This window comes from Streptosporangium sp. NPDC020145 (genome assembly GCF_040631275.1).
In the GTDB taxonomy this organism is placed as follows: Bacteria; Actinomycetota; Actinomycetes; order Streptosporangiales; family Streptosporangiaceae; genus Streptosporangium.
Window position 1 is genome coordinate 1 of the sequence record NZ_JBEXZT010000022.1, and the last position, 19,899, is coordinate 19,899.

The following is a 19,899-nucleotide window of genomic DNA, read 5'->3' on the forward strand; positions in this document are numbered from 1 at the left end:
TCGGTCACATCAAAACGCGCCACGTCCGAGTTCTACCAGCCACGGCCGGCCCGCCACTGGGCCACACCTAGATCCGAACCCCAAACAGCTCCTAGCTCGCCCGCCAGGACGTAGGCGCCGACGACGGCCAGACTGGTGCTGCCGCCGACCGCGGGGCCCGGGCAGTAGCCCGCGTCCCCGGCCAGGCTCACCCGCCCCCGTGACCAGGTGTCCATGCGCAGCTGGGTGATCGAGTCGAAGTAGAACGCCGTGGCGCGGTCGAGCTCCTCGCCCAGCAGGCGGGGGACCTCCCAGCCCATCCCGGCGAACTGCTCCCGCAGCAGTTCCTTCTGCCGGGCGACGTCCCGGTGGTGATAGTCGAGTTCGGCCGGAGGGCGGAACAGGAAGACGGCGCGGGCGTCGTCCAGGTGGGCGCCGCCGTACACGCCGACCATCCTGTTGACGCCGGTGATGCCCGATATGCGGTCGCGCAGCCCCAGATAGTTGGGGATCGACATGACCGCCAGGTAGGCCCCGATCCAGGCCGTGTAACGCGACTCGGGGCCGAAGACCAGGCGCCGGACGTTGGAGTGCAGCCCGTCGGCGCCGATGACCAGGTCGAACCTGCGGGCCGGTCCCCGTTCGAAGGTGACCTCGACGCCGTCGGCGTCCTCGGTCAGGGAGGCGATGGAGTCGTCGAAGACGTACTCGGCGTCGTGCCGGGTGGCCTCGTACAGGATCTCGCCCAGGTCGTCGCGCATGATCTCGGCGTGCCGGTCGGACACGACGCGCATCAGCCTGCCGACGTCGAGTGTGTGCGGGCGGTCGCCGTTCTCCGCCAGGAAGGAGAGCCACTCGGTGCCGGTCTTCTTCGCCTGGACGGCCCCGGCCAGTCCCATCCTGTCGACGATGTCCATGGCCGGGCGGAACAGGTCGACCGCGTGGCCGCCGGCCTTGCGGGGGGAGGGGGCCCGCTCGACGACGGTGACGACGAAGCCGTATCTGGTGAGCCAGTAGGCGAGGACGGGCCCGGCGACGCTGGCGCCGGAGATGAGGATCCGCATGCGCCGTCTCCTTACTTAACGGGAGGTAAGTTAATTACTTAACGATAGGTAAGCACGGTTGACGGCGGGGCGCAAGTCTTACTGAACGATAGGTAAGCGATACTCTTGGCTCATGGCGAGGCCCTCGGACACCAAGATCCGCATCCAGGCGACGGCGCGTGAGCTCTTTCGTGAGCAGGGTGTGCAGAACACCAGCCTCAAGCAGATCTCCGACCGGCTCGGCATCACCAAACCGGCTCTCTACTACCACTTCTCCTCACGGGAGGAGCTGGTCAGGAGCATCCTGCAGCCCGTCATGGACACCCTGGAGGCGTTCGTCATCGGGCGTGAGCCGGGGGAGGGGCGGCTACTGCTCGAAGACTACTTCGATCTCATCTGGCGCTACCGCGAGGAGATCTCGATGGTGCTGCACGCGCCGACCGTGCTCGCCGAGCTGGAAATGGTCGATCGGATGTGGCGCTGGCGCAAGGAGCTGACCGTGCTCCTGCTCGGCCCCGCTCCCTCGGACGCCGCCCGGATCCGCTCGACCGTGGCGCTGGGCGGCATGGCCGACTGTGTGGTCGAACACGCGGATCTCCCCGCGCAGGAGGTCAAGGCCGCCGCCGTCGAGGCCGCGCTCGCCGCCCTCGGACCGCTCGGCCGGGCGACCCCCTGAGGATCACCGAAAGGCGCTTTTCGGGCACCTAAAGTGACCGTATACCCTCCTTCGTACGAGTATGGGTGGTGTACGGGTGGGGACCGGTATCCGTTCTCCCAGACGGCCGTGTGGAATGTTGTGGGGTTCCTCCATGCGTGACCCGGCACCTCCTGGTGTGGGATCGACCTCATGACAGATGAAGGGAAGACGGTGTCACAGCAGGAAGGGACGGCGGGCTCCTCGTCGGGCTCCTCGTCGGGCCGAGGCTTCTCCACCGGAGATCTGGCCAGGGTCAGCGTGTTCGCCGCGCTGATCGCCGTGCTCGGACTGCCCGGGGCGCTGAACGTCTTCGGCAACGCGGTGCCCATCACCCTGCAGACGTTCGGCGTCATGCTCGCCGGAGCGATCCTGGGCACCTGGCGGGCCGGGCTCGCCGTAGCGGTCCTCATGGCGCTCGTCGCGACGGGACTGCCGTTGCTGGCCGGCGGCCGTGGCGGACTCGGCGTCTTCGTCGCGCCCTCCGCCGGGTTCCTGCTCGGCTGGCTGCCCGGCGCGATGCTGACCGGCTGGATCGTCGAGCGCGGCGGGCGCACCCCGGGCATCGTCCGCCTGCTGATCGCCTGCCTCCTCGGCGGCGTCGGGATGGTCTACCTCCTCGGCATTCCCGTGCAGGCGGCCGTGACCGGCGTCTCCCTGGGACAGGCCGCGCTGCTCAGCCTCACCTTCCTGCCCGGCGACCTGATCAAGGTGGTGCTCGCCTCCCTGGTGGTCAGGGGGACGCAGCGGGCCTACCCCGACGCCGTCCCCGCCGTGCGGCACGAGCGGCTCAAGGCCGCGGGGAGGCGTTGACCCGCCCATGCCGGTGGCCCTTCAGGTGGTGCGACACGCCTCGGAGCACCCGCGCCGGATCGCGCTGCGCGCTCCAGGAGGCGACCTGAGCTACGCCGGGCTCGCGAGGCGGACGGAGGCCGCCGCGGCGACACTGCGGAGCCGGGGGATCGGCCGGGGCACGCTGACGGCGCTCAGCCTGGCCGACCCGGCCGAGTTGCTCGTCGCCGTGCTCGCCGCGGACCTGGCCGGTGCCACGCCGCTGGTCTGCGACCACACCTGGGAGCGGGAACGGCGCGAGCGGATCATGGCGATGGTCCCGGCCCACGTCCGCGTCGAGGCCCCGCTGCCCTCGGACCCCGGCCCCGTCCCGGTGGACTCCGGGGTCTCGCCGCAGGACCGGGCGTGGGCCTGCTTCAGTTCGGGCAGCACCGGCAGGCCACGCGCCGTGGTACGAACCCGCGCGTCGTGGACGGGTTCGTTCCCGCACCTGAGCGCGCTCACCGGGATCGGCCCAGGCGACATCGTGCTGGTCCCCGGCCCCCTGACCTCCTCCCTGTACGGCTTCGCGGCCGTGCACGCCCTGGCGACCGGCGCCACGGCCGTCGTCCCCGGCCGCTGGCCGGCGAGGCCGGCCGCCCACCTGGGCGACGTGACCGCGGTCCACGTGGTGCCGCACCGGCTGCCCGCCGTACTCGACGCGCTGCGGGAGAGCGGCGGTGCACGGGGGCGGCTGCGCACCGCGGTCGTCGGCGGGGCGGCGCTGGGCGCGGGCGTCCGTGACCTGGCGGTGCGGGCCGGGGTGGACGTGGTCGCCTACTACGGCGCGACCGAGCTCTCGTTCGTCGCCGCCGACACCGACGGCCACGGCCTGCGGCCCTTCCCCGAGGTGGAGATCCAGGTCAGGGCCGATCCGGGCCGGGAACTCGGTGAGGTGTGGGCGCGCTCGCCCTGGCTGGCCGAGGGATACCTGACGGCAGGGGCGGGCCCGCTGCGGATCGACGGCGACGGCTGGGCGACGGTCGGCGACGTGGCGGAGCCGTACCGGGCGGGGGAGGTTCTGCGGCTGCGCGGCCGGGGCGGCGGCGCGATACAGACCGGCGGCGCGACCGTGGTGCCGGAGGACGTCGAGGAGGTCCTCAGACGGGCACCGGGGGTCGACGACGTCGTGGTCGTCGGCTCACCGCACCCGGAGCTCGGCTCCGTGGTCACCGCGATCCTGGAGACGGACGGTCCCCGGCGACCCTCACGCGCCACGCTTGAGGAGGTGGCGCGCGGCGGCCTGGACGCCGCGCAACGGCCAAGGCGCTGGTACGCCGTCCGCAGCCTGCCGCGAACCCCGGCGGGCAAACCGGCGCGCGGCCTGCTCGCCGCCCGCCTGGCCGACGGCGACCCGGACATCAGGCGGCTCACCTGACATGAGACGGGACCCATCCTCACGGCCGGTCGTCGTCGCGGCCCGCCGCGGCCCCATCGGCACCGCCTTCCACGCCTTCAAGGAACTGACGGTCGAGGCGCTCGCCGCCCCTGTCATCGACGCCGTCGCCCGGGACGTCGCCCACCTGGGCCCGCCCGTCGAGGACGTCGTGCTCGGCAACTGCACCGGCCCCGGAGGCAACGTCGCACGGATCTGCGCGCTGGCCGCCGGGCTGGGCCACGGCGTCCCCGGCGTCACCGTGGACAGGCAGTGCGGCAGCGGCCTGGCCGCGATCCTGCTCGCGGGGAACGCGGTCGCCGCGGGAGAGACGGACCTCGTCGTCGCCGGAGGGGTGGAGAGCGCCTCGACCGCTCCGCTGCGGACCCGCCGCGGCACGGCCGTTCCGTACGAGCGGGCGCCGTTCGTCCCCGCGGGGTGGCACGACCCCGAGATGGGGCCCGCCGCCGAGGCGCTGGCCGCCGCGCGCGGTGTGACCCGCGAACGTCAGGACGCCTACGCCCTGCTGAGCCACGCCAAGGCGCTGGCCGCGCGGGAGGCGGGCCGGTTCGCCCAGGAGATCGTCACGGTCGGCGGCCGGGACGACGACCAGTGGCCACGCCCGCTGCGCGCCCGGTCGCTGGCCCGGCTGCCCGCCGCGTTCGTGCCCGGTGGCACGGTGACCGCGGGCAACTCCTCCCCGGTCAGCGACGGGGCGGCGGCCGTCGCCCTCGTGCCGGAGTCGCTGCGGGCCGAACTCGGGCTTGCGGGACTGCGGCTGCGGGCCGGAGCCGTCGTCGGCTGCGACCCCGCGCTTCCCGGACTCGGACCGGTGCCCGCCGTACGGCGGGTGCTCGAACGCGCGGGGGCCGGCCTCGGGGAGGTCGCCGCGGTGGAGATCGTGGAGGCGTTCGCGGCGCAGGTGCTCGCGGTGACCGACGAACTCGGCCTCGACCCCCTCGGCGCGGACGCGGAGCGGGTCTGCGCGGACGGCGGCGCGCTCGCCCTCGGCCACCCGTGGGGCGCGACCGGCGCCGTGGTGGTCACCAGACTGTTCAGCAGGCTCGTACGGCAGGGCGCCCCAGCCGGGACACTGGGACTGGCCACGGCCGCGGTCGGCGGCGGCCTGGGCGTCGCCGCGTTGTTCGAGGTGGTGTAGATGATCGAGATGAACGACGTCGGGGTGCGGTTCGGGCGGCGTGAGGTGCTGCGCGGCATCACGGCCTCGCTGACCGAACGCAGGATCGGCGTGGTCGGGGCCAACGGCTCGGGCAAGAGCACCCTCGCCCGCCTGGTCAACGGCCTGGCCCTGCCGACCTCGGGCGGCGTCACCGTCTTCGGGCTCGACACCCGCCGTGACGCGGCCAGGATCAGGCGCCGGGTCGGGTTCCTGTTCAGCGACCCCGACGCGCAGATCGTCATGCCGACGGTCGCCGAGGACGTCGCCTTCTCCCTCAGGCGTGGAGGGCTGACACGGCAGGAGATCGACCTGCGGGTGCGGGAGGTCCTGGACAGGTACGGCCTGGCCGATCACGCCGACCATCCCGCGCACCACCTGTCCGGAGGCCAGAAGCAACTGCTCGCCCTGTGCTCGGTCATGGTGCTCGACCCGGAGGTCCTGGTCATGGACGAGCCGACGACGCTGCTCGACCTGCGCCACTCCCGCCAGGTCGCCGGCCTGCTGCGCGAGCTGCCGCAGCAGGTCGTGGTGGTCACCCACGACCTGCCGCTGCTGGCGGGTTTCGACCGCGTGCTGGTGCTGGACGAGGGACGGATCGTCGCCGACGACGAGCCGGAGGCGGCCATCGGCCACTACCGGAAGCTCATGGCGTGAACGCGCTCACCGGCGCCTACGTCCCCGGGGACTCGTTCCTGCACCGCCTGCCCGCCGGGGTCAAACTCCTCGGCCTGGCCCTGTCGTGCACCGCGCTCCTGCTGCTGCGCCCGCCCGGGGCGCTGGCGGGGGCGGCGTTCGCCGTGGCGCTGCTGTACGCGCTCTCCGGGGTCGGCGCCGCGGCGGCCTGGGCGCAGATCAGACCGGTCCGCTGGTTCGCCGTGGTCCTGTTCGCCATGCAGTACCTGCTGGACGGCTGGGCGGGGGCGCTGTCGTCCGTGCTTCGTGTCCTGCTCGCCGTCGCGCTGGCCGGGCTGGTCACGCTCACCACGCGTACCGCGGTCATGATGGCCACCCTGGAACGGCTGCTGGCCCCCGTCAGGTTCGTCGGCGCCGACCCCTTCCGCCTGTCGCTGCTGCTCTCCCTCACCCTGCGCAGCGTGCCCGTCGTCGCCGGGCTGGCCACCCGGGTCAGGGAGGCGCAGCGCGCCAGGGGCACCGAGTGGAGCGTGCGGGCCTTCGCCGTACCGCTGGTGGTGAGCGCCCTGCGGCACGCCGACACCCTGGGCGAGGCCCTCAGCGCCCGCGGCCTGGACGACTGACCACAGATCTCCATAAAAGCGGAAAAATCCAGATCTTCCTCGGTTATCGTGTGGACGATCTTGACGGCGACCGTCACCACGCGTCCGGAGGAAAATGTGGCCGAGGGCTTTCCTGACCGTGGATTCAAGGCCTACTGGTCGGCGATCGGGGTCTCGCAGTTCGGCACCGCCGTCAGTATGGTCACCATCCCGATGGTCGCCGTGCTGACCATCGGGGCCACGCCGGGGCAGATGACCTGGCTGGTGGTGATGGAGCTCGCGCCCGCGATGCTCGCCGGGGTTCCCGCCGCGGCCTGGGCCGACACGCTGCACCGGCGGTTGCCGCCGCTCATCGGCTGCAACGTCGTCCAGGCGCTGGTCGTGGGGGCGATTCCGCTGCTGTGGTGGCTGGGCTCGCTGAACTATCCGGCGCTGCTGGCCCTGGTCGGGGTCTCCTCACTGGTCCGCGGCCTGCAGTCGGCGCTGTCCAGCCCGATCCTGGTGCAGATCGTCCCCAGGGAACACCTCGTCGACGCCAACGGGAAGACGAACGCGACCCGCAGCGTCGCCGACATCGGCGGCCCCGCGGCCGGCGGGATGCTGATGGCGGTCCTCGCCGCCCCCCTGGTCGTCCTGGCCGACGCGTTGTCGTTCCTGCTCTCCGCGGCGCTGCTCACCCGGGTCAGGACGCCGCCACCCTCCGAGCGGGCCCCGAGGGAGAGATCACGCGGCACCCTCGGCGAGGTCGTACGGCTGGCCCGCGCTCTGGGCCGCCGCTCCGGAGTGCAGGCACTGGCCACCCTGTGCGTCGCCCAGGGGATCATGCAGCCGATCCTCGTCCTGTTCCTGGTGCGGGAACTCGGCCTGGGGCCGGCACCGATCGGGCTGCTGCTCGGCCTGGGCGCGGTCGGCGGCGTCGGCGGGGGACTCCTGCTGGGCAGGGTCATCGGCCGGCACGGCCCGGGACGGACGCTGGCGCTCGGCACCGCCGTCTCCATGTGCTCCCTGCTCGCACTGCCCTTCTCCGCCCCCGGCGTCTCCGGTGCCGCCGCGGTCGTCCTGTTCGAACTCGCGGGCAGCCTCGGCGGCACCGTCATGGCCGCCACGGTCTACGGAACCCTCCAGAGCGCGGCCAAGGACGGTGAGGTGGCCAAGGTGATGGCGCTGGCGGGCACCTTCCTGCAGGTCGGCGGCCTGGTGGGCTCCTTCGCCGGGGGAGCGCTGGCCACGGCGTTCGGGCTGCGCGCCGCCGCAGGAACGGCCGCCGCCCTGATGCCGCTGCTCCTGCTGCCCCAGCTCGTCCGCTGGTACACGGCCCGGTGGCGGATCGACACGGCCACCATCGGGTGAATCCACGGTCGAATCCACGGTCCCGCCCCGGGGCGCTGCGGGACCGTGGATGTGTCACCTGGTCTCGACGGGCATGACCGAGGAGAGGCTCCGCTCGACGCGCTCGGCGTCGCCGAGCAGCACCGCTGTGGCCCGGCCCGGTCCCATGTAGGTCGAGGCCACGCGGTGCACGTCCTCGACCGTGGCCGCGGTGAGCCGTTCGACACGCCGCGCCAGGTGGTCCAGCCGCAGGCCGAACCCCGCCAGCGTCCCGGCGAACCTGGCCAGCCCCGCCTGGGTGGCCGTGGCGACCTGCAACGTGCCGATGGCGTACCGCCGGGCCTGCTCGACCTCCTCCGGCTCCGGCGGCAGCGTGGCGATCCTGCCCAGCTCGTAGAGGGTCTCGACCAGCGCGGGAGCCGTCACCTCGGTGGAGACGTCGACGGAGAGTATGACGGCGGAACCGCCGAGCGAGTGGTCGACGATCGAAGCGGGACCGTAGGAGTACCCCTTGTCCTCGCGGATGTTCTCCGTCCAGCGGGAGGAGAAGTAGCCACCGAAGATCAGGTTGGCCAGCTGCATGGCGGCGCTGTCCGGGTGGTCACGGCCGGGGGCGGGCAACGCGAACCGTATCGACGACTGGAGCGTGCCCGGCCGGTCGACCAGCAGCAGCGGCCCCGGCACCGGTGACGGTGCGGGCGGCATCGTCACCTTGTGCCCGCTCCCGGCCCACCCCCCGAGCCTGCGCCCGGCCAGTTCGATCGCCTCGCCGGGGTCCAGGTCGCCGACCAGCACCAGGACGGCGCCGTCGGGACGCATCCGCCGCTCGTGCAGGGCGCGTACCCGCCCGGCCTCGACCGCGCCGACCCGCTCGGGATCGGGCGTCTCCACCGCGTACGGGTGTGTGCCGTAGACCCGCTTCAGCAGTTCGGCCCTGGCCAGCGCGGGCGGCTGGCTCAGCGTCACCCGGAACCGGTCGGCGAGCCTGTCCCGTTCGACGGAGAACTCATGGTCGGGGTACCGGGCGTCGCAGAGCGCGTCCGCGAGCACCTCCAGCAGCCGGTCGAGACCGGAGGCCAGGCAGTCTCCGCTGACCAGCCACCGGTCGGGGCTCGCCCCGCAGTCGAGACTGCCGCCGATGGCCTGCGTCTCCTCGGCGATCACGGCGGCCGAGCGGGTCCCCGTACCGGAGAACAGCGTCTGCGCCAGCAGGGCGCCCTCGGCGATGTCCACCTCCGCCATCGGCACCCACAGCCGCGCCTCGACCAGCGGCGTGGTACGGCGGGCGATCGCCACCACCGTCAGCCCCGAGGGCAGCACCGCCTCCGCCTGCGGTGGCAGGACCAGAGGAACGGCGGGCTCCAGATCGGGCAGGGGCCGTACGGTCTGGGCGCTCATCGGCCCCTCCCCGCCACGACCTCGACCGAGGCCCGCCGGTCCGGGACCAGCCTGGCCGCGGCCGCTCCGACCTGCTCGGCCGTCACCGAGGACAGCAGCGCGGGCAGCTCGTTGAGCAGCGCCGGATTTCCTCGTTGCAGCTCCAGCACGGCCAGCCGTGTCGCCCGGTCGATCATCGTGTCCCCCTCGCGCAGCAGCAGAGCGGTCATCCGCGCCTGGACGCGCGACAGTTCCTCGGGAGCCGGGCCCTCGGTGGCCAGCCGCTCGGTCTCCTCGCCGATGACGTCGAGCACGTGCCCGGCGGACCCGCCCGCGGGCAGGTTGGCCTGCAGCAGCAGCGCCGTGGGGTCGAGGACGTCGAAGGGGTCGCCCATGAAACCCACGTAGCCGCTGACGCCGGTGGCCAGACGGTCCCCGAGCACGAGCCGGGAGACCAGACGCGAGGAGGCGCCGTCGGTGAGCACCTCCGCCAGCACCACGTACGGCAGATAGCCCGCCAGGTCGGAAACCGGGTCGGGTACCCGCCACGCCGCCGCGACCGCGGGGGTCGGCGCCGCCGCGTCCACGTAGGAGTGGTGCCGGGCCGCGGTGAGATCGGGCTCCGCCAGGACGGGCGCGGGCGGCGCCGGGCGCGCGGGCACGTCGCCGAAGTGCCGCCTGACGAGCACCTCGGCCTGTTCCACGGAGAAACCACCGGTGACGCACAACACGGCGTTCCCGCAGGCGTAGTACCGGTCGAAGAACTCCTCGGCCTCGTCGACCCCGGCCGCGTCGAGGTCGGTGAAGGAGCCGTAGCCGTCGTGCGCGTTGGGGAAGGTGTCGAACATCACCGGGGGGAGCCGCAGCCACGGGAAGCCCCCGAAGGGACGGTTGAGGACGTTGACCCGGATCTCCTCCTTGACCACGTCCACCTGGTTGCGCAGGGTCTCCGGGGTGATCCGCGGCGCGCGCATGCGGTCGGCCTCAAGGAACAGCACCCGTTCGAGGGCGTTGGCGGGAACCGTCTGGATGTATCTGGTGTAGTCCAGGTGGGTCGAGCCGTTGAAGGTGCCTCCGGCTCCCTGGATGTGCCGGAAGTGCGCGAGTTTCTCCAGGTTCTCCGACCCCTGGAACATGAGGTGCTCGAACAGGTGGGCGAATCCGGTACGGCCCTGCGGCTCGGACCGGATGCCGGCGCCGTACACGACGGCGACCCCGGTCACGGGGCAGTCCGGCTCGGGGGCGAGCACGACCCGCAGCCCGTTGTCCAGGGTGAGGCGCTCGACCCGGTAACCGGTGCGCGGCCGGATGAGGTTTGACGTCGGCATTCGCGGCTACCCCCCGACCTGGGGCGCGTGCCCGAAGAGGGGGATCAAGCCGTCCTGGCCGATCGGTTCTCCCACTGCCATGGTGTCCTTTCGTGATCGCCGGGCAGATGCCTCCCCAGTCTTCCCAGTCGGAGCCCGGGGCGGAAGTGGGTCCCTGATCACGTCTGGATTGTCCGTTTCCTGGACAGTCGTGCGAGACTTTCGAGAGCGAGGTCCGCCCGCTGCTGGGCGGCACGTGAGGAAAGAAGGTCCGGGATGGTCAGGAAGGCTCCGCGAGAGGACGTCAACGAGGACGGGCTGGAGGTCGGCCCGCCCAAGGAGTGGGCGGCGGGCATCCCCGGGGTGACCCGGTCGCTGCTGACGTCCTACGCCCAGATGGGCGCGGGCCGTACGTTCCTCACCCTGGCCCGGGTCAACCAGAAGGACGGCTTCGACTGCCCCGGCTGCGCCTGGCCGGAGGGCGGGCACCGCAGCCCGGCGGAGTTCTGCGAGAACGGCGCCAAGGCGGTCGCCGAGGAGGCCACGACCCGCAGGGTCACCCGTGACTTCTTCGCCGCCCACACGATCGGCGACCTGGCCCGCCACACCGACTACTGGCTGGGCCAGCAGGGGCGGCTCACCGAGCCGATGTACAAGCCGGAGGGCGCCGACCACTACGAACCGATCACCTGGGAGCGGGCCTTCGGCGTCGTCGCCGAGGAACTGCGCGCGCTCGGCGGCCCCGACGAGGCGGTCTTCTACACCTCGGGCCGCACCTCGAACGAGGCGGCGTTCGTCTACCAGCTCCTCGTTCGGCGCTTCGGCACCAACAACCTGCCCGACTGCTCCAACATGTGCCACGAGTCGAGCGGTTCGGCCCTCACCCAGACCCTGGGCATCGGCAAGGGCACGGTCTCACTGGAGGACCTGCACCGCGCCGACCTCGTCTTCGTGGTCGGCCAGAACCCCGGCACCAACCATCCGCGCATGCTGTCGGCCCTGGAACGGGCCAAGCGCAACGGGGCGCGGATCGTCGCGGTCAACCCGCTGCCCGAGGCGGGACTGCTGCGCTTCAAGAACCCGCAGCGCCCCTCGGGGCTGGCCGGGCGCGGCACGACACTGGCCGACCGGTTCCTGCAGATCCGCCTCAACGGCGACCTGGCGCTGTTCAAGGCGCTGTCCCGGCTGCTGCTGGAGGCCGAGGACGCCGCCCCCGGCACCGTGGTCGACCACGCCTTCGTCCAGGAGCACACCCACGGCTTCGAGGAGTGGGCGGCCGACACCCGTGCCCTGGACTGGGCGGAGGTCGAGGAGGCGACCGGGCTCGACCGCGGGGCGGTCGAGGAGACCGCCCGCGACGTGCTCGGCGCGAAGTCGGTGATCGTCTGCTGGGCGATGGGTCTCACCCAGCACAGGAACTCCGTCGCCACCATCAGGGAGGTGGTCAACTTCCTGCTGCTGCGCGGCAACGTCGGCCGCCCCGGGGCGGGGGTCTGCCCGGTCAGGGGCCACTCCAACGTCCAGGGCGACCGGACGATGGGCATCTACGAGAAGCCCTCCGCGGTCTTCCTCGACGCGCTCCGTGACGAGTTCGGCTTCGAGCCGCCCCGCGAGCACGGCCTGGACACCGTCGAGGCCATCAGGGCGCTGCGCTCGGGCGCGGCGAAGGTGTTCTTCGCGATGGGCGGCAACTTCGTGGCCGCGACGCCGGACACCGAGGTGACCGAGGCGGCGCTGCGCCGCGCCAGGCTGACCGTGCAGGTCTCCACCAAGCTGAACCGCTCCCACGCCGTCTGCGGCGATCGGGCGCTGATCCTGCCGACGCTGGGCCGTACCGAACGCGACAACGACCGGTTTGTCACGGTCGAGGACTCCATGGGCATGGTCCACGCCTCCCGGGGCAGGCTCAGGCCCGCCTCTCCGGACCTGCTGCCCGAGGTGGCGATCGTCTGCGGCCTGGCCCGCGAGCTCTTCGAGGACGACCCGCATGTGCCCTGGAAGGAGTTCGAGGCCGACTACGACGCGATCAGGGAGCGCATCGCGCGGGTCGTGCCCGGCTTCGGCGACTTCAACACCCGGGTCCGCGCCCCCGGCGGATTCGCGCTGCCCAACGCGCCCCGCGACGAGCGGCGTTTCCCGACGGCGACGGGCCGGGCGACCTTCACCGTCAACCCGCTTGAGGTGCTGCGGGTCCCCGAGGGACGGCTGCTGCTGCAGACGGTCCGCAGCCACGACCAGTACAACACCACGATCTACGGCATGGACGACCGCTACCGGGGCGTGAGCGGCGGGCGCAGGGTCGTCTTCGTCAACCCGGACGACCTGGCCGAACGCGGCCTGGCGGACGGTGAGACGGTGGACCTGGTGAGCGAGTGGCCGGACGGCGAACGCAGGGCGGAGCGGTTCCGCGTCATCGCCTATCCGACCGCTCGGGGGTGCTGCGCGGCCTACTTCCCCGAGACCAACGTGCTCGTGCCGCTGGACTCCGTCGCGGAGACCTCCAACACCCCGACCTCGAAGAGTGTGGTCGTCAGGCTCGTCCGGCCCAACTGAGCACCGGGCGGCGGACGTGGACCGGCTCCCCGGGGCGGAGCATGCGAAACAGCGGTATGGCGTTGTGCAGCGGCACCCGCACGCACCCGTGGGAGGCGGGACGGCGCGGTACGAGCGTGGAGCCGTGCACGGCGATGCCGCCGTTGAAGTAGACCGGGTAGTACATCGCCCCCAGGGGGCCGGTCGACCAGCCGCGCACCCGCTCGCCGACCGTGAAGTCGCCGGGCGGCGTGTCGGCGAACCCGCAGTGTCCCCGATCGCAGTAGGACTTGCGCGCGCCGGTCGAGACATGGCTGACGAGTACGGCCCTGCCGTCCCGCCACACCGTGAGCAGCTGGCGGGTCAGGTCGATCTCGACCCGTGAGGGGCTTCCCCCGGGCACCAACGGCCTGATCCGCGCGGGCCTGGCCATCGCCCGCCGGGTGGCCGCGTCCACCCGGTCGAGGGCGGGCAGCCCGTTGGCCTTCTGGAAGGCCCACACGGCCATGCGCAGGGCGGAGTCGTACTCGGGGCCGGGAGCGCCGGGGGCGAACCCCAGCTCACGCAGGCGCCTCTTCACCTGGCGGACCCCCTGCAGCCGGACGCCGAAGCGCAGGGTCTGCGGTGGCTGCCCGGCCGCCGAAGGAGGCGTGTCGTCCGCGTGGGCGGGCCCCGTGGACACGAGCGCGGCCGGGGTGAGAGCGGTGAGCACGACCAGAAGACAGCGGCCGACGGTACGCATGGTTCACGCCTGTCCGTTGCCGGGAGCGGATGTTCCCGGTGATCTTCCCGCAACGGCATGGAGTTGACGGGCTTTCCAGTGGTGTTCGTGCCGGGAGGGACGTGGCCCGGCGGGGAACGCCCGCCGGGCCCGTGGACCTCTACGACAGGAAGCGGGAGGTCATCATGCGAAGGAGCGGGCGCTTCTCATGGATCGCCCCGGGGCCCCGGCCGTGGCACACCGGCCGGTGACAGCCGAACCAGTGTCGGCCGCCGTCGAGGTGGTGCCGGCTGTGGGTCCACACCTTCCCGGCCTGCCCTCCCGTTCCGCCCTCCACCGGAGGCTTGGGCGGACGCGGGGTCCGGGTGGGACTGGGCGTGGGTGTGGGTGTGGGTGTCGGAGTCGGGGTGGGCGTCGGTGTCGGCGTTGGGGTCGGGGTGGGCGTCGGCGTCGGTGTGGGCGTCGGTGCCCCGCAGTCGGGAAGGTCCCCGTTGAAGGGGTAGGCGTGGATCTCGTATCCGCCGTTCCCCGTGTGCGTGAGAGAGCCGTTGACGAACAGCCGCCCGTTGAAGCCCGGCATGCTCAGCGTCGTGGTGCTGGCCGGGTCGGCCACCAGGACACTGCCCTGGAAGTTGCCGCCGCCCTGCAGGTTCACCGTGGTCGCGTCGGGGAAGTTCCACAGCGACCGCTCACGCAGCGCGTTCCACGGGTCGGCGTCGGCGATGTCGCCGCTGAAGGTGTTGATCGTACGGCTGGTGCCCAGCATGTTGATCAGGACGGTCGCGTTCGCGGGGATGCCCTCGAACACGATGCCCTGCGTGGAGCCCCCGGGGCCGGTCAGGTCGAAGTCGACGTTGAAGACCTGGAGCGCGGAGGTGCCGTCACCGGTGAACAGGGTCTGGGCGCCCTGGTTCACCGCGGTCCCCGTCGGCGTGCTCGGAGGGTTTCCGGTCGAGTCGGCGTAGCACCGGCTGGCCTGCTGCAGCGCGGGCACCAGGTCCAGATAGGGGGTCGCCGCGTCCGGGTCCTCGACGAGGGTTCCGGTGACCGTGCCCGTCAGGGGACCCGCGTGCCGTACCACCCCGCCTTCGGCCAGGAGGCGCTGGCCCGGAGCGACGGTGACCGATCCACCGGTGGTCAGGAAGTCGGCCCCCTCGGGAGGCGGCACCCGTGAGCCGACCCCCGCGATGCCCACGTTGTAGGCGGGGGAGGCGGCGGCGTCCTTGTTCTGGTCGAAGTCGCCCAGCACGACCGCCCGGCCCTCGGCCTCGGCCGCGAAGCCCCGGACCAGGAAGTCACCGCCGACGAAGGTGTTGATGGCGTTGTCACGGCCCGCGAAAGGACCGTTGTTCACCGGAGGGAAGGGGGAGGGGCAGCTGCCCGGTACGCAGGGGCCCAGGCCGAAGGGCAGTGTCGCGGCCATGACGGCGGGAAGGGCGATGACGCCTCCCACCACGACGGCGAGGACCCCGGCACCTCCCGTCAGCAGCGAAGGGCGGCTGAAAACCCGGTATTTCCCGGGCCGTCGCATCTTTTGGAGCATGATCGATTCCTTTTTCCGAACGAGTCCTCCTCATCCTGAGCGGGAACATGATCATTTCCGTGATGGAAGCCCCCTGGTTGGTCACTGTTTGCGATCTACGGGGAAAAGCAAGGCGAAGATCAGTGCGGGACCGTGGCGAGCAGGTGCCGCAGGTGGTCCCGCAGGACCACGGCGTTGTTGTGCTCGGTGTCCCGTGCCGAGTACAGCAGGGTGACCGGCCCCTTCCTGGCGGCGTCGAGCAACGGCCGTACGGCCTCCGGGTTGGCCTCGAGCTCCCGCAGGTAGCGGTCACGGAACTCGGCGAACCGCTCGGGGCGATGCCCGAACCATGTCCTCAGCTCCGGCGAGGGCGCGACGTCGCGTGTCCAGCCGTCGAGCCTGAGGTCCTCCTTGCGCACGCCCCTCGGCCACATCCCGTCCACGAGGAAGACCGCCCCCGCGGTGGGTTCGGGATCGTACGCCCTGCTGATCGTGATACTCCCCATCCTCCGGACCTACCCGTCGCCGGTGCCGTGAAGCCGTACGAGAGGTTATGAGGATTTTGTGAGGGATCTGCCAGAGGAGGTTCCTAGATTCGTCCTCGCCTCACCGAAACGCCTCACCGAGACAAGAAAGACGAGGACGAATGGACATGACCATGTGTGCCGTCACGCGGGGACCGTCGGACCCGGCGCGGACGTTCGCCGGGCGCGGGGGCGCCGGCCACGGGGACGCGGTGCGGGACGACGGCGTCCGCATCACCCGTGGCGTTCGCATCACCTGATCCGGGCCGGGGAGGGGTGGACGGGGGTGTGCGCCCCTCCCCGGTTCTCAGCCTCGGCCAGGCGCAGCCGTACGGCCGCCGCCCGGTCGTCGTCGAGCTCGGCGAAGATCTCCGCGGCCTCCCGCCAGTGCGCCCGCGCCGCCTCGTGGTCGCCGCAGTCGCGCAGGACCTCGCCGAGCAGGTCCAGGATCTCGGCCTCGTCCAGACGGTCGTCGAACTCCCGCATCACCCGCAGCGCCTGCGACAGCAGGACGCAGGCCTCCTCGTGCCGGCCGAGCCCGGCGTTGGCCGTGCCCAGCACGCGCAACGCCTCACCCACGCGATAACGGTCACCGAGCTCGGTGTAGCCGTCGAGCGCCGCCCGCGCACCTGCCAGCGCCTCGTGATGGCGGCCGAGTTCGTTGTCGTTCCTGGCCAGGTCGTTGAGCGCCTCGGCCTCAAGACGCCGGTCACCGCTCAGCCTGGCGATCTCCAGCGCCCGGCCGTAGCACGACGCCGAGTCGGCGAACCTGCCGAGCCTGAAGTAGGTGGCGCCCATGTTGACCAGGACGTCCCCCTCAAGCCCCGGCTCCCCGATCCGCCGGGCCACCGCCAGCGCCTCCTCGTAGTGCGCGACGGCCTCCTCCGGCCTGCCGAGCAGCGCGCTGACCCAGGCCAGGTGGTTGAGGGCGAACCCCTCCTCGTACGGCTCACCCGCCCGCCCGCTCGCCTCGGCCGCGACGCGGAAGACGGTGGCCCAGGCCTCTCCGGGCACGTGCAGGTCGAGGAAGGAGGCCAGCAGCCGGGGAATCCGCCAGGCGGCCTCGTGCCGGTCGAGCGACGCCGCGCGCCGGGCGGCGGCCATCAGGTTGGGCAGTTCCTCCTCGTACCAGTCGACCGCCTCCTCGGGACCGCCGAAGCTCGGCAGGCTGAGCCCGGGCGGAACCGGCCCGTGTCCCGAGTCCCACACGGCCGGCGGCAGGTGTTCGGCGGCGGCGCGGGCCGCGTGCAGGTACCAGTCGAGCACCCGGCCGAGCGCGGCCTCCCGCTCCCGCCGGTCCTCTCCCTCCCCGGCCCGTTCGGCGGCGTAGTCGCGCAGCAGGTCGTGGAAGTCGTACCGGCCGGGGAAACGGGACCTGAGCAGATGGTCGGCGGTGAGCCGGTCGAGCAGCGGGGTGACCTCCGCGAGGCCCGCGCCCATCAGCGCGGCCGCGGCCCCGGCGCTCACCTCGGGTCCGGGGTGCAGGCCGAGGAGCCGGAACAGCCGTGCCGCGTCCTCCTCAAGGGCGCCGTAGGTCCACGAGAAGACCGTGCGCAGGTCGGTGTGCCCGCCGTCCCCGGCGTCGAGCGCCGACAGCCGGGTCGCCTCGTCCCGCAGGTCGGCGACGAGCCTGCCGAGCGGCACGGCGGGGAAACGCGCCGCGCGCTCGGCGAAGATGCGCAGCGCCAGCGGGAGACGGGCGCACCGTTCGACGGCCTCCGCGACCGCCTCCGGCGCGGCGGCGACCCGGTCCCGGCCGAGGACCCCGGCCAGCAGTTCCGTCGCCTCCCGCTCGGACATCTGGTCGAGTACGACGCGCCGCGCGCCGTACTCGACGACGAGGCCGCGCAGCTGGTTGCGGCTGGTGACGACGACCACCCCGCCGGAACCGGGGATCAGCGGGCGGACCTGCTCGCTGCTGCCCGCGTTGTCGAGCATCAGCAGCGTCCGCCTGCCGCTCAGCAGCGTCCTGAACAGGGCGGAGCGCTCGTCGAGACCGGCGGGAATCCGGCCCGCCGGGGTGCCGAGGGCCCGGAGCAGCGTCTCCAGGGCCTTGGCAGGGTCGACGGGCGGTTCGGGTCCGTAACCGTGCAGGTCGAGGTAGAGCTGCCCGTCGGGGAAACGGTCGGAGATCCGGTGCGCCCAGTGGACGGCCAGCGCCGTCTTGCCGGACCCCGCGGTCCCCTGGAGGGAGACGATTCTCGGCCCCGTCGTGGGAACGTCCTTCCCGAGCAGCAGGTCGAGCGCGGCCAGCTCGGTCCTGCGGCCGGCGAAACCCGGCGTGTCGGGCCGCAGCTGCCGGGGGACGGGAACGGGAGCCTCCTCACGCGGCGCGGCTGCGGGTGCCCGCGGAGACCGGCCGGGCGACTCACCGGCCAGGATCGCCTGGTAGGCGGCGCGCAGCGAGGGGGCGGGATCGACACCGAGCTCCTCGGCCAGCAGCTCACGCAGTGAGTGGTAGGCCTGGATCGCCTCCGCGTGACGCCCGCAGCGGTGCAGCGCGAGCATCAGCAGCTCCCAGAACGGCTCCCGCAGCGGGTGGGCACGGGTCAGCTCGCGCAGCGGGGTGACCAGCTCGGCGTGCCCGCCGGTGCGCAGCCCGATCTCCAGGCGTTCCTCCTGCAGGCGCAGCCACTCCTCGGTGAGCGGCCCGACCTCCTGGTCGTGGAGCACGGCCGAGTCCACGTTGGACAGCGCCGGGCCCCGCCACAGCCCCGCCGCCTCGGACAACGCCCGCGAGGCCGCGGCCAGGTCGCCCGCGGCGGCGGACCGCCGCCCGCTCTCCGCCAGGGAGCGCAGCCGCAGCAGGTCCAGCGACCCGGCGTCGACCTCGGCCCGGTAACCGTCGGGAAGGGTGCGGATGACCTCACCGGGTTCCAGTTGCCGCCGCAGCCGGTTGACGTAGCTGTGCACGGTCGCCCTGGCTCTGGCGGGGTCGTCCGTCTCCTCCTCCCACAGCCAGGAGACAAGCCGGGAGACCGGGACGGTCTCACCGGGGCGCAGCAGCAGACCGGCCAGCACGACACGCAGCTTGTTGCCGCCGACCGGCACCTCCCGGCCCTGGGAGATTACGGTCAGCGGGCCGAGTACACGAAATCTCACACCATCACCTGTGACGCGGAACCGACGAGCCCGCCGTCCGGCCCTGGGACGGCGGAGGCGGCGCGCCACACGCTACCGCCGCTCGGCCCCACATGCCTCCTCGTACGGCGGAGGCGGGCGGCTCAGGCGTCCCGGGCGAGCAGTTCCTTGAGCGCGTCGTCGATGAAGGCGGTGTCCACCGGGTTGAGGCCGCCACCCGCGAAGTGCCCCCACGACCCCGGGATCACCCGCAGTTCGGCCGAGGGCATGTGGGAGACCTCCCACTCGTTGTCCTCCGGCGGGAAGTAGAGGTCCTGCCGGCCGGGCATGATGATCGCGGGCATCCTGATCGAGGACAGCGCCTGCTCGGTGCCGCCGGCCCCGGGGGTCTTGCCGATGTCGGCGTTCTGCCAGGTCCACAGCATCGTGAGCAGGTTGTTCGCGTCGCGTTTGACGAACAGCCCCTCCCAGAAGCCGACGAGGAAGTCCTCAAGCGAGCCGTAGTCGAACGGGTCCCGCTCGTAGGTCCTCTCCCGGTAGAACTGCTGGGAGAAGCCCCAGCCCGCGTAGACCCGCGCCAGCGCCCGCAGACCGGTCCAGGGCTCCTCGGTGTACCAGCCGTGCTTCCAGGCGGAGTCGGCGGTGAGCGCGGCCTTGACCCCCTCAAGGAAGACGATGTTGTGCAGGCTGGTCCTGGCCGAGCCGCAGAAGGGCAGGATGCGCCGCACCATCTCGGGATGGCTGACCGCCCACTGGTAGGTCTGGCCCGCTCCCATCGACCAGCCGGTGACCAGCGCGAGACGCTCGACGCCGAACACCTCGGTGACCAGGCGGTACTGCGCCTCGACGTTGTCGTACATCGTCACGTCGGGGAAGCGCGCCCTGTCGTGCGGCGGCGGGGTGTTGCTCGGCGACGACGACAGGCCGTTGCCGAACATGTTCGGGATGATGATGAAGTATCTCGACGGGTCCAGGGCCATGCCCTCGCCGATCAGCCACTCGTTGTCGTAGTGCTGGCCCGAGTACCACGTGGGGTAGACGATCGCGTTGCCCTTGTCGGCGTCGAGCTCGCCGTAGGTCTTGTAGGCGAGCTTCGCGCCGGGTAGCGTCGCGCCGTTCTGCAGTCGCACGTCCCCGAGCTCGAACACGTCGTAGTCCATCGTGGCCTC

General features: G+C 72.3%; 16 protein-coding genes. 8 read left to right on the plus strand and 8 right to left on the minus strand.

Annotated elements, in window-relative coordinates; translation table 11 throughout:
- Positions 1-32: 32 nt before the first annotated feature.
- Positions 33-1,043 carry an FAD-dependent monooxygenase gene (locus ABZ463_RS30455; RefSeq protein ID WP_362781299.1) on the minus strand — a complete coding sequence of 337 codons (1,011 nt, stop codon included), beginning with the start codon at positions 1,041-1,043 and terminating at the stop codon, positions 33-35.
- A 112-nt stretch (positions 1,044-1,155) separates the two neighbouring features.
- Here ABZ463_RS30455 and ABZ463_RS30460 point away from each other — a divergent pair, with 112 nt between their 5' ends.
- The 7 genes from ABZ463_RS30460 (at position 1,156) to ABZ463_RS30490 (ending at position 7,687) form a co-directional block, all read left to right on the plus strand.
- The gene (locus tag ABZ463_RS30460; protein WP_362781301.1) at positions 1,156-1,698 is read left to right on the plus strand and encodes a TetR/AcrR family transcriptional regulator; all 543 of its coding nucleotides are present in this window, start codon (positions 1,156-1,158) and stop codon (positions 1,696-1,698) included.
- A 192-nt stretch (positions 1,699-1,890) separates the two neighbouring features.
- Positions 1,891-2,529, plus strand: coding sequence for a biotin transporter BioY (locus ABZ463_RS30465; protein WP_352012578.1), 639 nt, complete (start codon positions 1,891-1,893; stop codon positions 2,527-2,529).
- A gap of 7 nt (positions 2,530-2,536) precedes the next feature.
- Positions 2,537-3,925, plus strand: a complete 1,389-nt coding sequence (locus ABZ463_RS30470; protein ID WP_362781304.1) for an AMP-binding protein — start codon at positions 2,537-2,539, stop codon at positions 3,923-3,925.
- Between the two features lies 1 nt (position 3,926).
- Positions 3,927-5,081: a thiolase family protein gene (locus tag ABZ463_RS30475; RefSeq protein ID WP_352012576.1), complete on the plus strand. Its 1,155-nt coding sequence runs from the start codon at positions 3,927-3,929 to the stop codon at positions 5,079-5,081.
- Positions 5,082-5,756: an ABC transporter ATP-binding protein gene (locus ABZ463_RS30480; RefSeq protein ID WP_362781306.1), complete on the plus strand. Its 675-nt coding sequence runs from the start codon at positions 5,082-5,084 to the stop codon at positions 5,754-5,756.
- Entirely contained in the window at positions 5,753-6,358 is a 606-nt protein-coding gene (locus ABZ463_RS30485) for an energy-coupling factor transporter transmembrane protein EcfT (RefSeq protein ID WP_362781308.1), read from the plus strand. The genes ABZ463_RS30480 and ABZ463_RS30485 overlap by 4 nt, the downstream gene beginning before the upstream one ends.
- Positions 6,359-6,418: 60 nt before the next feature.
- Entirely contained in the window at positions 6,419-7,687 is a 1,269-nt protein-coding gene (locus tag ABZ463_RS30490) for an MFS transporter (RefSeq protein WP_362781310.1), read from the plus strand.
- A 54-nt stretch (positions 7,688-7,741) separates the two neighbouring features.
- On the opposite strand, the gene ABZ463_RS30495 is transcribed toward ABZ463_RS30490, so the two are convergent.
- Both ABZ463_RS30495 and ABZ463_RS30500 read right to left on the minus strand, forming a co-directional pair.
- Entirely contained in the window at positions 7,742-9,064 is a 1,323-nt protein-coding gene (locus ABZ463_RS30495; protein ID WP_352012572.1) for a pitrilysin family protein, read from the minus strand.
- Positions 9,061-10,371 (minus strand): pitrilysin family protein, encoded by a 1,311-nt coding sequence (locus tag ABZ463_RS30500; protein WP_352012571.1) that lies wholly within the window; start codon positions 10,369-10,371, stop codon positions 9,061-9,063. The genes ABZ463_RS30495 and ABZ463_RS30500 overlap by 4 nt, the downstream gene beginning before the upstream one ends.
- Before the next feature lie 255 nt (positions 10,372-10,626).
- Between ABZ463_RS30500 and ABZ463_RS30505 the strand changes: the two genes are divergently transcribed.
- On the plus strand, positions 10,627-12,903 hold the full coding sequence (locus ABZ463_RS30505; RefSeq protein ID WP_362781313.1) for an FdhF/YdeP family oxidoreductase: 2,277 nt from the start codon (positions 10,627-10,629) through the stop codon (positions 12,901-12,903).
- Here ABZ463_RS30505 and ABZ463_RS30510 read toward each other — a convergent pair.
- From ABZ463_RS30510 to ABZ463_RS30530, 5 genes are all read right to left on the minus strand, one after another.
- A complete protein-coding gene (locus tag ABZ463_RS30510; protein WP_362781315.1) occupies positions 12,881-13,624 on the minus strand; it encodes a L,D-transpeptidase family protein in 744 nt (247 codons plus the stop codon). The genes ABZ463_RS30505 and ABZ463_RS30510 overlap by 23 nt on opposite strands.
- Before the next feature lie 139 nt (positions 13,625-13,763).
- Positions 13,764-15,146 (minus strand): choice-of-anchor A family protein, encoded by a 1,383-nt coding sequence (locus ABZ463_RS30515; RefSeq protein WP_362781317.1) that lies wholly within the window; start codon positions 15,144-15,146, stop codon positions 13,764-13,766.
- Between the two features lie 119 nt (positions 15,147-15,265).
- The gene (locus ABZ463_RS30520; RefSeq protein WP_362781319.1) at positions 15,266-15,631 is read right to left on the minus strand and encodes a DUF488 family protein; all 366 of its coding nucleotides are present in this window, start codon (positions 15,629-15,631) and stop codon (positions 15,266-15,268) included.
- Between the two features lie 270 nt (positions 15,632-15,901).
- Positions 15,902-18,751 (minus strand): BTAD domain-containing putative transcriptional regulator, encoded by a 2,850-nt coding sequence (locus ABZ463_RS30525; protein ID WP_362781321.1) that lies wholly within the window; start codon positions 18,749-18,751, stop codon positions 15,902-15,904.
- A gap of 122 nt (positions 18,752-18,873) precedes the next feature.
- Positions 18,874-19,890 (minus strand): alpha/beta fold hydrolase, encoded by a 1,017-nt coding sequence (locus ABZ463_RS30530; protein ID WP_352012565.1) that lies wholly within the window; start codon positions 19,888-19,890, stop codon positions 18,874-18,876.
- Between the last annotated feature and the right edge of the window lie 9 nt (positions 19,891-19,899).